This window comes from Frigoribacterium sp. CFBP 8766 (assembly GCF_014841435.1).
Lineage (GTDB): Bacteria > Actinomycetota > Actinomycetes > Actinomycetales > Microbacteriaceae > Frigoribacterium.
Genome location: NZ_JACYTX010000001.1, coordinates 633770 through 647009, shown reverse-complemented (window position 1 = coordinate 647009; position 13240 = coordinate 633770). Strand labels below are relative to the sequence as shown.

The window sequence follows — 13240 nt, the reverse complement described above, 5'->3', positions numbered from 1 at the left end:
TAATCTTCGAGCCATATGGGGCTGTACGAGTTTTCGCGGGGTAAACGCGGTAGTGGGGTGCTTACCGAACGCATGATGGGGCGGAACCCCCGTGTTTTGGTGCCCCTGGAGGGACTCGAACCCCCAACCCTTTCCTTAGGACGGAACTGCTCTTCCATTGAGCTACAGAGGCTGACCGGGCGAGTCTACCGAACCCGCACCTCCTCGTCGCGGCACCGCACCTCCTCGACGCTGCACTGCACCGGGTTTCGTACATCGCACCGGGACTAGACGCGGTGCGGTGTACGAAACCCGGTGCGGAGCCGGAGCCGGAGCCGTCGCCGACGCGAGGCCGACCGGCAGCTGCGGCACGAGCTCACGCCGCCGCGAGGTACTCGTCCCACTCCGCCTGCGGCCGGTCGGTGCCGCGCACGACCCAGCCGACGCCGTGGGGCGCCTTCGGCTGCCAGCGAAGGGTCCAGCCCATCTCGGCCGGTGTCCGGTCGCTCTTGACGTTGTTGCAGCGGAGGCAGCACGCGACCAGGTTCTCCCAGCTGTCCGCGCCTCCTCGCGACCGCGGCTGCACGTGGTCGATCGTCGACGCCGACCGGCCGCAGTAGGCGCAGTGGTGCGCGTCGCGGCGCAGCACCCCGCGGCGCGAGACGGGCACGGTGCGGCCGTGCGGGATGCGGACGTAGCGCGTCAGCACGATCACCGACGGACGGTCGTAGGCGAACCCGGCGCCGAGCACGGGGTGGTCGGCGTCGGCCGAGACGACCGTCGCCTTCTGGGTCATGACGAGCACGAGGGCCCGACGGAACGACACGACGGCGAGGGGCTCGAAGCCGGCGTTGAGGACGAGAGTGCGCATGCTTTCCCTTTCGAAGCACCCTGGACGGCTTCCAGGGATTCGACTGCTCTCGGGGCAGCGGGGGCCAGCAGGCCGGCGGGACGAAAAAAGCACCGTCACGGATGACGGTGCTCTATCGAACGGCGGTGTGTCGTATGTGCTCGTGCGACAGCGCACCCATGGTGCGGGTGGCTGTCGTGCGGCTCATGTGACGCTCCTGGTCTCAGCGGAACTCCGAGATCGCCAGGTTAACCCGCGAGAGCCGCCCTGCCTAGGGGCGGGGCGGCTCTTCACTGCTCGTTCACTGCTGCCCGGCCGACAGCCGAGCCGAGGAGGCGGGCGGTCGTTCCCTAGACGGCGTAGCGCACGTAGTGCACCGCGCTGCTCCACAGCGGGCGCACGCTGACGGAGCCGCCGGGCTTCGGCGCGTCGAGGATCATGCCGTTCCCCGCGTAGAAGCCGTCGTGCGAGCCGTCGTTGAAGACGACGACGTCGCCGGGGCGCGCCTCCGAGGCCGAGATCGTCGTGCCCAGGGCGGCCTGGCTGCCGACCGAGTGCGGCAGCGAGACGCCGAACTTCGCGTAGACGTACATGATGAAGCCCGAGCAGTCGAAGCCGGCGGGCGTCGCGCCGCCGAAGACGTAGGGCGTGCCGACGTACTGCAGGGCCGCCTGGTACACGGCGGCCTGGCCCGTCGACCCGGACGAGGCGATGGCCTCGGTCGCCATCGAGCGCGACGACCCGGAGCCGGCGCCCGCCGAGCTGGCGGACGACGAGGCCGACGACGCTGCCGACGCGGCAGCCGCCGCGCTCGCCTGCTCGGCCTGCTGGGCGGCGAGGGCCTGGGCCGACGCGGCAGCCGCCGCGTCGAGCGTGGCCTGAGACGTGGCCGACCAGTCGGCGCGCGTCGCGTCCGCCTCGACCGCCGTGGCGTCGACGGCGAGCGTCTGCCCGCCGGCGACCCGGGCGTCGGTGACGGCGGCGGCCGCGGCCGCCTCGCTCGTGGCCGGGTCGTCCTGGTCGAGGGCGAAGGCCGGGAGGGCCACCGTGCCGAAGAGCCCCGCGGTGACGGTCATGACCGTCACGCTGACGACGCTGCGACGGACGGACAGGCGCGACCGGGTCGCGGGCACCGCGGCGGCGGTCGTCGAGGCGTGGTGCTCTGCGGCGCGGCGCGCGACGAGCTCGGAGCGCAGCACACGTCGCGCAGCAGGGACGGACGACGACGAGCCGCGACGCCCGGAGGCGGCCGCTGCGGCAGCGGCCTCGGCACGACGCAAGGAGGAGCGGGTGGGGAACTCGGCGGAGTCGGCGCGCTGGGCTGCGCTGCCGCCTCCTTCGGGGGGAAGAACGGGAGTGGTCACGAGGTCGGGTCTCCTGCGCCTCGTCACCCTAGGGAGGTGCTCCGTCCGACGTCAGATCGCCTTCTCACGGCAGGAGACGGATGCACGAGACGTCCTGCCACGGGCCCCGCGGCCGGATTCCTGGCTCGGGGACCCTGCGACGCTACGTCATCGCCGCCGAGAAATCATCCTGGAGAGGGACATTCGTCTCGAATTGGTAACGGCCATTGCGTCAGCAATCAGGACCCTGTATGCAACCTGGGAACCCCCGGTGCAAGAGAACGGTCAGGCCGAGACGTAGATGTGCTGCGCGACCTCGGTCGGCAGCTCGAGGCCGTCGTCGTGCCCCTCGACCTTCACGAGCACGTAGGCGCCGGCCGACGTGACGGTCGCGACGCCGCCGGGAGTGACCCCCGCGTCCTGCAGCTGCTGGAGCAGCTCGGGCTCGAACTGCACGGGCTCGGCGAGGCGGCGCACGGGGCGCGTCACGCCCTCGGGGTTCTCGGCGAGCACCTGCACGAGGTTGACGACGCCGTCGAGGAACCGGCCGGCAGGCGAGTCGCCCAGCTCGTCGAGGCCCGGGATCGGGTTGCCGTAGGGCGACTCGGTCGGGTGGTCGAGCATCTCGAGCAGACGGCGCTCGACCTGCTCGCTCATCACGTGCTCCCACCGGCAGGCCTCATCGTGCACGTAGGCCCAGTCGAGCCCGATCACGTCGGCGAGCAGGCGCTCGGCCAGGCGGTGCTTGCGCATGACGTGGGTCGCCTTCGACCGGCCGTCGTGCGTGAGCTCGAGGTGGCGGTCGCCGGAGACGACGACGAGCCCGTCGCGCTCCATGCGCGCGATCGTCTGCGACACCGTCGGGCCGGAGTGGCCGAGTCGCTCGGAGATGCGAGCCCGCAGGGGCACGATGTTCTCTTCTTCGAGATCGAGGATCGTGCGCAGGTACATCTCAGTGGTGTCGACGAGATCGGTCAACAGGGGCCTCCCGGTGGAACGCGTGGACTACCTCGTCAGCTTACCGGCTGCGCGAGGCCGCCCGTGCCGCGTCACTAGGATCGTGCCATGGCGGACCTCTCGATTCCCACTGACCTCCTCCCCCGCGACGGGCGCTTCGGCTGCGGCCCGTCCAAGATCCGGGGCGCCCAGCTCGAGCACCTCGTCACCGCCGGTGCGACCATCCTCGGCACCTCGCACCGCCAGCCCCCCGTGAAGCAGCTCGTCGGCCGCGTCCGTGCCGACCTGGCCGACCTCTTCCGCCTGCCCGACGGCTACGAGGTCGTGCTCGGCAACGGCGGGTCGACGGCGTTCTGGGACGCCGCCGCGTTCGGTCTCGTCGAGAAGCGCGCCGAGAACCTGTCGTTCGGCGAGTTCGGCTCCAAGTTCGCGAAGGCGGTCGCCGCCCCCTGGCTCGAGGCACCCGTCGTCCGCACCGCGGAGGGCGGCTCGCGCAGCGAGATCGAGGTCGTCGAGGGAGTCGACGTCTACGCCTGGCCGCACAACGAGACCTCGACCGGCGTCATGGCCCCGGTCACCCGCGTCGCCGGCGACCCCGGCGCCCTCACCGTCGTCGACGCCACGAGCGCCGCGGGCGGCATCGACTTCGACGCCTCGCAGGCCGACGTCTACTACTTCGCGCCGCAGAAGAACTTCGCCTCCGACGGCGGCCTCTGGTTCGCGCTGATGTCGCCCGCGGCGATCGAGCGGATCGAGCGGATCGCCGCGAGCGGTCGGTACATCCCCGAGTTCCTCAGCCTGAAGAACGCCGTCGACAACTCCCGGCTCGACCAGACGCTCAACACCCCGGCCCTCACGACGCTGCTGCTGCTCGAGGACCAGACCCGCTGGATGCTCGAGAACGGCGGCCTCTCGTGGGCCGACGCCCGCACGCGCGAGTCGTCGTCGGCGCTCTACGACTGGGCCACCGCCTCCGAGTACGCGACGCCCTTCGTCGTCGACCCGACGCACCGCTCGCAGGTGGTCGCGACGATCGACTTCGCCGAGTCGATCGACGCCGCCGCGATCGCCGCGACCCTCCGCGCGAACGGCATCGTCGACACCGAGCCGTACCGCAAGCTCGGCCGCAACCAGCTGCGGGTCGCCACCTTCACGGCCATCGAGCCCGACGACGTGCGCCAGCTGATCCGCTCGATCGAGCACGTGGTCGGCGCCCTCTAGGCACCGCCCCGGCACGCGAGAGGCCCCGACACCACCAGGTGTCGGGGCCTCCGTGCGTCAGCAGCGCCGGGCGTCAGCAGGACCGAGCCGAGGAGGCGCGGGCCGCGTCGCGCAGGTCAGCGGCGTCGACGAGGCAGCGGGTCCTCGTCCTCGCCGTCCCAGTCGCCGTCGTGCGAGTCGTCGTCGGCGTCCGCCTCGGGGTGCGCGGCCGGAACGACGGGCTCGTCGTCGTCGTCCGAGTCCCCGCCGTCCGAGCCGTCGTCGCCCTCCGAGTCGTCGTCGTCGTCGTCCTCGTCGTCCAGGTCGTCGATGTCGACGCCGTCGACGTCGCCGCCGTGGACGGGCCGGGGGCCGTCGTCCTCGTCGGAGTCGTCGTCCTCGTCGGACTCGTCGTCGTCCGAGTCGTCGTCCTCCTCCGAGTCGTCGTCGTCCGAGTCCTCATCGTCGTCCGACTCGTCGTCGTCCGACTCGTCGTCGTCCTCGGAGTCCGCGTCGCCCGCCTCCTGCGCCTTCATCTCGGCGAGGCGGTCGGCCCACGGCACCCAGTCGGGCGCGATCAGGGCGTGGTCGCCGGGCAGCAGCTCGACCTCGAGGACGGTGGGCTCGGAGCCCTCGACCTGGGCGACGCTGACCGTCCAGAACCAGCCGGGGTAGCCGGGCAGCAGGGTCGCGAAGCGGACGGAGACGACGCCGTCGACCTCGTCGACCGGAGGCGCCTCGGCGCCGATCGTCTCGTCGGGGGTGATCTCGAGCAGGGCGGTGCGGGCCAGCCCGGCGAAGGGCGACGTGCGGGGCCCGTCGGTCACGGCGACCTCGGGCGCCGCGGCGGCGTCGGGCGTCGAGGCGGCGTCGGGCGTCGAGGCGGCGTCAGGCGTCGAGGCGGCGTCAGGCATCGAACTGGTCCGCGACGGTGCGCAGCAGCACGGCGAGCTTGGCGCCGTTCTGCGGGTAGCGGCCGTGGCGCAGGTCGCCGCCGGCCTGGTCGAGCACCTTCACGAGGTCCTCGACGATGACGGCCATGTCGTCGGCGCTGCGTCGGCTGCGCTTGACGAGGCTCGGGGCGGCCTCCAGCACGCGCACGGAGAGCGCCTGCGCGCCGCGCTTGCCGTCGGCGATGCCGTACTCGAGGCGGGTGCCCGCCTTGACGCCGACGGTGCCGGCGGGCAGCGCGGACGCGTGGAGGAAGACCTCTTGGCCGTCATCGCTGCTGATGAAGCCGAAGCCCTTCTCGTCGTCGTAGAACTTGACCTTGCCGGTGGGCACGATGTGACTCCTCGTGGTGTGGGGGTGCGTCCTGAGCCAGGACGCGAGGTGCGGGACCGCCCTGCCCGGCGGTCAGCCACTATCCTGTGGAGGTGGCAGACAAGAACGAGCAGAACGCACCTCAGGGCGTCCATCGTACTGAACGCGTGCTGATCGTCATGATGGTCACGATCGTCGGGCTCTCGATCGCCGCGTTCGTCGCACGGCTCGTGGGCCAGGTCGTCGGCGTCGACGACTACTCGGGCGGGGCGTGGCCGATGGTCACGGTCCTCCCCTTGATCGGGCTGCCGCTCGCGATCCTGCTCATCATCGCGTCGGTGGTGGTCGGGGTCGTCCGTCGCAGCAGGGCGAGTCGCGACACCACACGGTAGACGCAGCACCGCGCTGCTCACCACCAGGAGGCCATGCCCATGTCCAGTGCACTCGACCTCGCGGGCGTGCTCCGCTCCTCCGCGCCCGACGACCTCGTCCGGCTGCTCTCCGCCAGGCTGCTCCGCGCCTCCTCGGTGAACGACGCCTTCGACCTCGCCGACACGCTGCTCGACCCCTCGTCGGTGCGCGACGCGCTGTCGCACCTCGACCGCACCGAGCTGCTCGTGCTGCACGCCGCCCGCACGCCGGGCGACCTCGACGCCCTCGTCAGTCGCCTCGACGCGGTCTTCGACATCGGCCGGGGCGCCGTCGCCGTCGCGGTCGACCACCTCGTCGAGCTGTTCCTCGTCGTGCGCCGGGGCGACGGGCCGACCGCGAGCGTCAGCACCCTCGACGGCGTCGGCGACCGGCTCGACGACGACCCGGCGCTCTCGCCCGGCAGGCTGGGCGCCGAGCACCCGCCCGTCGTGCTCGAGGCCGTGGCCGACGTCGACCGCGACGCCACGGACGCCCGGTCGGCCGAGCGTCTCTACGCCGTCGTGATCGAGGTCGCCGAGATCCTCCGCGCGCTCGACCGGTCGCCGGCCCGCGAGCTGGCCAAGGGCGGGCTCGCCCTGCCCGAGGTGCGACGCCTGGCCGAGGCCGCCCGTCTCGACGTCGACGACGTCCCGACGGTCGTGGCCATCGCCTCCCGCGCCGGCCTCGCCGCCGCCGGCCCCGAGGGCGTCGCGAGCACGCAGGAGGCGGCCGCCTGGCTCGCCTCCTCGTGGCCCGACCGCTGGGAGTCGCTGACCCGCGCGTGGCTCGCCTCGCTGCCGGCCGAGATCCTCGCGGTGCTGCACGAGCGCGTCGAGACCTCGTGGGGCGAGCCGCTGTCCGAGTACGCGCGCTGGGCGTACCCGGCCGGCGACGCGTGGATCCCCGAGCGCCTCGCGGTCTTCGCGCGGGCGGCCGAGCTGCTCGGGCTGACGAGCGGCCAGGCCCCGACCCGCGCGGCCATCTCGCTGCTGCGCGAGGGGCCGGAGGCGGCCCGGGCCCGCGTGGCCGACCTGCTGCCCGACGCCATCGAGCAGGTCTACCTGCAGCACGACCTCACCGTCGTCGCGCCCGGCCCGCTGGCCCCGGGGCTGGACGCCCGCCTCCGGGTCATCGCCGACGTCGAGAGCGCGGGCCTCGCCGCCACCTACCGCATCACCGAGGGCGGCATCCAGCGCGCCCTCACCGCCGGCGAGACGGCCGACAGCCTGCGGTCGTTCCTCGAGGGGATCAGCCTCACCGGCGTCCCGCAGCCGCTCGACTACCTCCTCCAGCAGTCCGCCGAGCGGCACGGCCGGTACCGGGTCGAGCGCGTGGTGGGCAGCGCCGACCTGCCTGCCGGAGCGGTCACGGTCGTCAGCTCCGACGAGCGGGCGAGCGTCGACACGCTCGAGGTCGACCACGCCCTCGCGCCCCTGGCGCTGCAGCGGGTGGACGCCGGGCGCGTCGCGACGACGTTCGACCGCGACACCGTCTTCTGGGCCCTCAGCGACGAGCGGTACCCGGTCGTCGTGGTCGACGACGGCGGCGAGGCGACCCCGCCGGCGCGACGCCGCCTGCACCGGCCGACGCCCGTGCCGCCGCGGGACGCGGTGCGCGACATGGTCGAGCGGCTCACCGCGGGCAGCGAGGCCAGCAGCGAGACCACCGACCGCGCCTGGATCACCCGCCAGCTCGACGCCGCGGTCAAGGGTCGCCTGACCGTCACGATCGCCATCGCGATGCCCGACGGCAGCACGAGCCAGCTCGAGATGGAGCCCACGGGCGTCGGCGGCGGACGCGTGCGCGGACGCGACAAGAAGTCGGACGTCGAGCGCACGCTGCCGCTCTCGCACGTCGTCTCGGTGTCGAGCTCGGCCTGACCGCCCCCGGCCGCCTCACGGCAGGTCGCGCCTAGACTCCACCCTCATGACCGGCCCCCTGATCGTGCAGAGCGACCGCACCGTCCTGCTCGAGGTGGCGCACCCTCAGGCTGAGGACGCGCGCCACGACCTGAGCGTGTTCGCCGAGCTCGAGCGCGCCCCCGAGCACGTGCACACGTACCGCATCACGCGCCTCGGCCTCTGGAACGCGCGCGCCGCGGGCCACACCGCCGACGACATGCTCGGCACGCTCGAGAAGTACAGCAAGTTCCCCGTGCCGCAGAGCGTGACGGTCGACGTGGCCGAGACGGTCGCCCGCTACGGGCGCATCGTGATCGAGCGCGACGGCGAGACCCTCGTGCTGCGCGGCACCGACGACGCCGTGCTGCGCGAGGTCACGCGCGTCAAGAAGATCGGCGAGCTGCTCGGCATCCGGCGGAGCGACACCGTGTGGGAGCTCCTCCCCTGGGCTCGCGGCGAGATCAAGCAGCAGCTGGTCAAGCTCGGCTGGCCCGCCGAGGACCACGCCGGCTACACGCCCGGCACCCCGCACGCCATCGAGCTCGACCAGACCGACTGGCAGCTGCGCGGCTACCAGCAGCAGGCGATCGACGAGTTCTTCTCGGGCGGCTCGGGCGTGGTGGTGCTTCCCTGCGGCGCCGGCAAGACGCTCGTGGGCGCCGGGGCGATGGCCGCCGCGGGCACGACCACGCTGATCCTCGTCACGAACACGGTGAGCGCACGGCAGTGGCGCGACGAGCTGCTGAAGCGCACCTCCCTGACCGAGGACGAGATCGGCGAGTACTCGGGCTCCGTCAAGGAGGTCAAGCCGGTCACCATCGCGACCTACCAGATCCTCACCGCCCGCCGAGCAGGCAAGTACACGCACCTGTCGCTGCTGGACGCCCTCGACTGGGGCCTCGTCGTCTACGACGAGGTGCACCTCCTGCCTGCCCCCGTCTTCAAGCTCACCGCCGAGCTGCAGGCGCGGCGCCGCCTCGGCCTCACCGCCACCCTCGTGCGCGAGGACGGCCGCGAGGGCGACGTGTTCAGCCTGATCGGGCCCAAGCGCTTCGACGCCCCCTGGAAGGAGATCGAGGCGCAGGGCTACATCTCGCCCGCGAGCTGCTTCGAGGTCCGGGTCGACCTGCCGCAGCAGGACAGGCTCGAGTACGCGGCCGCCCCCGACGACGAGCGCTACCGACTCGCGGCCACGGCGCCGGCCAAGCTCGACGTGGTCAAGCACCTCGTCGAGCGGCACGAGGGCGAGCAGATCCTCGTTATCGGCCAGTACCTCGACCAGCTCGACCAGCTCGCCGAGGTGCTCGACGCCCCGACCCTGACGGGCGCGACTCCGATCGACGAGCGCGAGCGCCTGTTCCAGGCCTTCCGCTCGGGCGAGATCAAGGTGCTGGTCGTCTCGAAGGTGGCCAACTTCTCGGTCGACCTGCCGGAGGCGACGGTCGCGGTCCAGGTCAGCGGCTCGTTCGGCTCGCGGCAAGAGGAGGCGCAGCGGCTCGGGCGCCTGCTGCGGCCGAAGAAGTCGGGCCTGCCCGCGTCGTTCTACACGCTCGTCAGCCGCGACACGGTCGACCAGGACTTCGCGCAGAACCGTCAGCGGTTCCTCGCCGAGCAGGGCTACAGCTACACGATCCTCGACTCCCCGGTGCTGGCCGCGTGAGCGGGCCCGACCTCGGGCCCGGCGACGTCCCCCTCGGCGACGACGAGCTCTGGCGCGACGGCCTGCGCCGCGTGTTCCTGGCCGACCAGTCGCCGTGGGCGGCCTTCGGGCCGCTGGTCGCCTCCCTCGACCACGAGGCCGTCGAGTACCGGGGCCAGCGCTCGCGCACCGCGCCGTGGGACGACACGGTCGTCGTCTCGGTCGAGCGCACGTACGAGGTGCAGGGCGGCCTGCACGCCGGCGCGAGCCTGAGCGTCGTGACCTGGACCCGCGACCCCGAGGTCCTCGAGCGCAGCGACCTGCTCGCGGGCTCCCCCGTCGTCGACCACCTCTACGCGGGCCTCAGCGCGCTCGGCGAGCTGGACGACGCCGAGGAGGCGCGGGTCGTCACCGCCCCGGTCGAGCGGTTCCCGGGATGGGAGATCGCCCGCGCCTCCGGCTACACGGCCGTGCTCGAGCAGCGCGACGGCGTCGCCTTCACGCTCGCGGTGCCGGACGAGCTGCTCGAGCTCACGACGCGCATCGCGCTCGTGCCGAACACCGAGTGGGACGACGCGGGTCGCTGACGGTCGACTGACGGCTCGCTGACGGCGCGCTCGCTGCTCGCACGCGGTCGGCGCACTCATGACTCACAGGCAACACCGAGGGCGCGGACAGATACTGGGGCCATGAGCGACGGCCCCAAGATTCTCATCGTCGATGACGAGCCCAACATCCGCGACCTGCTGACCACCAGCCTCCGGTTCGCCGGCTTCGCCGTGCGAGCGGTCGGCAACGGTGCGCAGGCGATCTCCGCGGTCCTCGAAGAAGAGCCCGACCTGATCATCCTCGACGTGATGCTCCCCGACATGAACGGGTTCGGCGTCACCAAGCGCCTCCGCTCGTCGGGCTACACGTCGCCGATCCTGTTCCTCACGGCGAAGGACGACACCGAGGACAAGATCACGGGCCTCACCGTCGGCGGCGACGACTACGTGACGAAGCCGTTCAGCCTCGACGAGATCGTCGCCCGGATCAAGGCGATCCTCCGCCGCACCATGAACGAGGACGAGGACGCGATCATCCGCGCCGGCGAGCTCACCATGGACCAGGACACCCACGAGGTCACCATCGGCGAGACCGCGATCGAGCTCAGCCCCACCGAGTTCAAGCTGCTCCGCTACCTCATGCTGAACCCCAACCGCGTGCTGTCGAAGGCCCAGATCCTCGACCACGTGTGGGAGTACGACTTCAACGGCGACGCCGGCATCGTCGAGAGCTACATCTCGTACCTGCGCCGCAAGCTCGACCAGTTCTCGGCCGAGCCGATCATCCAGACGAAGCGCGGCTTCGGCTACATGCTCAAGGCCGCCAAGGCCTGACGCGCAACGATCACCGGTGGCGCCCGGGAGCCTCGGCTCCCAGGCGCCACCGGTATCTTCGCTTCTCATGCACGAACGCCTGTCGCAGTGGTGGAACGAGATCTCCATCCGCACCAAGATCACCGGGATCACGGTCACCTTGGTGACCCTCGGTCTGCTCGTGGCGGGCCTCGGCACGATGACGGTGCTCAGCACGTACCTCTACGGCCAGGTCGACCTGTCGCTCAAGTCGGCGGCCGAGAGCTTCACGGGTGCATCGCCGAGCGCGACGAACGCCCAGTCGTGCACCGTCACCTTCGGGGCGACGAGCAGCAGCTTCGTGGCGCTCTTCCGGGAGGACGGCACGCGCATCTGCGACAACGCCGACGAGCTGCAGGGCGGCACGGGGCCCGACCTCTCGGCCGTCGACCTGCCGAAGGCCGGCACCACGGCCGAGCCGATGAGCGTCTACAACTCCGACCACGACCAGCAGTGGCGCATCTACGCGTTCGACAAGACCCTGACGCAGCGCGACCAGACGACCGGGGTCGTCGAGCAGATCGACGCCACGATCGTCACCGGCACCAACCTCGCCAGCACCAACGCCGTCATCGGCCGCTTCAGCGGCATCTTCCTGGGCTTCGGCGTCTCGGTCATCGTGCTCGGCGCCGCCCTGACCCGACTGCTCGTCACGTCGACCTTCACTCCCCTGCGCGACGTCGAGGCCACGGCCGCCCGCTTCGCCGACGGCGACTTCAGCCAGCGACTCGACTCGACGACGCCCAACACCGAGGTCGGCAGGCTGAACCGGTCGCTGAACACGATGCTGAGCCGGATCGACTCGGCCTTCGACGACCGGTCACGGACCATCGACCAGATGCGGCGCTTCGTCGGCGACGCCAGCCACGAGCTCCGCACCCCGCTCGTCAGCCTGCGCGGCTACGCCGAGCTCTACCGGATGGGCGCGCTGACCAAGCCGGAGGACGTCGCCCAGGCCATGGACCGCATCGAGAAGGAGGCGATCCGGATGGGCGTCCTCGTGCAGGACCTCCTCGCGCTCGCCCGTCTCGACGAGTCGAAGCCGCTGGAGCTCGGCCCGGTCGACCTGGTCGCCATCGCCCGCGACTCGGCCCTCGACACGATGGCGTCCAACCCGGACCGCGACATCGCCGTCGTGGTGCACGACCCGGTCGTCAGCGACGGGGCCGAGGAGGTGCCCGCGGCCGACCTGTCGGCCGTGCCGGACGACGCGGTCGCCGTGCCGCCCGGGTCGACGGGGGCGATCTCGTTCGCGGGTGCCACCCTCGCGCGCCTCCGTGGCCTGCGGGCCCGTGCCGTCAGGGCGGGCGATCCCGTGGACGACGGGCAGGCGGGCGACCTGTCGGGCCACGGCCCGCAGGCGCCGGCCGTGGTGCTCGGCGAGGAGAACAAGCTGCGCCAGGTGATCACGAACTTGATGGGCAACGCCATGCGTTTCACGGAGCACGACAGCCCGATCGAGCTCGCCGTGCAGTCCGACCCGGGCCGCGGCGTCGCGACGATCGACATCGTCGACCACGGCGAGGGCATCCCGCCGCAGATCCGGGAGAAGATCTTCCAGCGCTTCTGGCGTGCCGACTCGTCGCGGACCCGCGACACGGGTGGCTCGGGCCTCGGCCTGGCCATCGTCTCCGGCATCGTGTCCGCGCACGGCGGCAGCGTCGACGTCTTCGACACCCCCGGAGGCGGTGCGACGTTCCGCGTCGCGCTGCCGCTGTTCCCCGAGGCTGGCGGCGCTGGGTCTGGGGCTGGCGCTGCGGTCGGCGCGGGCGCCAACGCCGGTGCTGGCGCTGGCGCTGGCGCTGAGATGACGCCCGCGACGCCCGCCTCCTAGTCGAACCCGGGGTCTCAGGCCCGCAATTCGCGCGTGATCCGTCTTCCGGGAACCGCCGAGGCCTGTCGCGCAGACTCGTGCCGCGCGGATCACTCTCGGCTTGCGACCCCACGCCCCCGAGAAGGTGCGGCGCAGCCGCGGCTCCTCCCCCCTCGAGCGCCCCACCCGTGATCCGCGCGATCCGTACTGCCGGCCCCGCGCCTCCTGCACGGAGGCCAAGGCTGCACGCAGATCACTCTCGAACCACGGGCATGCTGCACATGCCGACCGGCGAGCCTGCTGCAGCGGAGAATCCGGGTATCCAAGGGCCTTCGAGCGCGCTGCGGTCGGGTTCTGCGGCTCACGCGCACGTGAAGGCTCCTAGCGCGCAGATGCCGACCTGAACTCCTCCATCAGCGGCTTTTCCCTCGATTGCGACGCGCGACGACACCGTCTGGTCGGCATGTGCGGAAGAGCACCCCCA

General features: G+C 71.9%; 12 protein-coding genes and 1 tRNA gene. 7 read left to right on the top strand and 6 right to left on the bottom strand.

The window, feature by feature from the left end; translation table 11 throughout:
• Window positions 1-97: 97 nt before the first annotated feature.
• The 4 genes from IFT90_RS03145 to IFT90_RS03130 form a co-directional block, all read right to left on the bottom strand.
• Window positions 98-172: transfer RNA gene (locus IFT90_RS03145), tRNA-Arg, on the bottom strand.
• Window positions 173-355: 183 nt separating this feature from the next.
• Window positions 356-850 (bottom strand): HNH endonuclease, encoded by a 495-nt coding sequence (locus tag IFT90_RS03140; RefSeq protein ID WP_192040924.1) that lies wholly within the window; start codon window positions 848-850, stop codon window positions 356-358.
• A gap of 329 nt (window positions 851-1179) precedes the next feature.
• Window positions 1180-2193: a C40 family peptidase gene (locus IFT90_RS17490; protein WP_192040923.1), complete on the bottom strand. Its 1014-nt coding sequence runs from the start codon at window positions 2191-2193 to the stop codon at window positions 1180-1182.
• A 264-nt stretch (window positions 2194-2457) separates the two neighbouring features.
• The gene (locus IFT90_RS03130; protein WP_123547908.1) at window positions 2458-3150 is read right to left on the bottom strand and encodes a metal-dependent transcriptional regulator; all 693 of its coding nucleotides are present in this window, start codon (window positions 3148-3150) and stop codon (window positions 2458-2460) included.
• Between the two features lie 87 nt (window positions 3151-3237).
• Here IFT90_RS03130 and serC point away from each other — a divergent pair, with 87 nt between their 5' ends.
• Window positions 3238-4350: a phosphoserine transaminase gene (gene serC / locus IFT90_RS03125; RefSeq protein ID WP_192040922.1), complete on the top strand. Its 1113-nt coding sequence runs from the start codon at window positions 3238-3240 to the stop codon at window positions 4348-4350.
• Window positions 4351-4466: 116 nt separating this feature from the next.
• On the opposite strand, the gene IFT90_RS03120 is transcribed toward serC, so the two are convergent.
• Both IFT90_RS03120 and IFT90_RS03115 read right to left on the bottom strand, forming a co-directional pair.
• Entirely contained in the window at window positions 4467-5243 is a 777-nt protein-coding gene (locus tag IFT90_RS03120) for a DUF3027 domain-containing protein (RefSeq protein ID WP_192040921.1), read from the bottom strand.
• Window positions 5236-5613 (bottom strand): cold-shock protein, encoded by a 378-nt coding sequence (locus IFT90_RS03115; protein WP_123547905.1) that lies wholly within the window; start codon window positions 5611-5613, stop codon window positions 5236-5238. Before IFT90_RS03115 ends, IFT90_RS03120 begins: the two co-directional genes overlap by 8 nt.
• Before the next feature lie 92 nt (window positions 5614-5705).
• Between IFT90_RS03115 and IFT90_RS03110 the strand changes: the two genes are divergently transcribed.
• The 6 genes from IFT90_RS03110 to IFT90_RS03085 all read left to right on the top strand — a co-directional run bounded on the left by IFT90_RS03110 (window position 5706) and on the right by IFT90_RS03085 (window position 12777).
• On the top strand, window positions 5706-5984 hold the full coding sequence (locus tag IFT90_RS03110) for a hypothetical protein (RefSeq protein ID WP_192040920.1): 279 nt from the start codon (window positions 5706-5708) through the stop codon (window positions 5982-5984).
• Window positions 5985-6023: 39 nt separating this feature from the next.
• Window positions 6024-7883 (top strand): helicase-associated domain-containing protein, encoded by a 1860-nt coding sequence (locus tag IFT90_RS03105; RefSeq protein ID WP_192040919.1) that lies wholly within the window; start codon window positions 6024-6026, stop codon window positions 7881-7883.
• A gap of 46 nt (window positions 7884-7929) precedes the next feature.
• A complete protein-coding gene (locus tag IFT90_RS03100; RefSeq protein ID WP_123547902.1) occupies window positions 7930-9564 on the top strand; it encodes a DNA repair helicase XPB in 1635 nt (544 codons plus the stop codon).
• Complete coding sequence (locus tag IFT90_RS03095) at window positions 9561-10130, top strand: hypothetical protein (protein WP_192040918.1); 570 nt, start codon at window positions 9561-9563, stop codon at window positions 10128-10130. The genes IFT90_RS03100 and IFT90_RS03095 overlap by 4 nt, the downstream gene beginning before the upstream one ends.
• 102 nt (window positions 10131-10232) lie before the next feature.
• Complete coding sequence (locus tag IFT90_RS03090) at window positions 10233-10925, top strand: response regulator transcription factor (protein WP_123355366.1); 693 nt, start codon at window positions 10233-10235, stop codon at window positions 10923-10925.
• 67 nt (window positions 10926-10992) lie between these two features.
• On the top strand, window positions 10993-12777 hold the full coding sequence (locus IFT90_RS03085; protein ID WP_192040917.1) for a HAMP domain-containing sensor histidine kinase: 1785 nt from the start codon (window positions 10993-10995) through the stop codon (window positions 12775-12777).
• Window positions 12778-13240 lie beyond the last annotated feature (463 nt).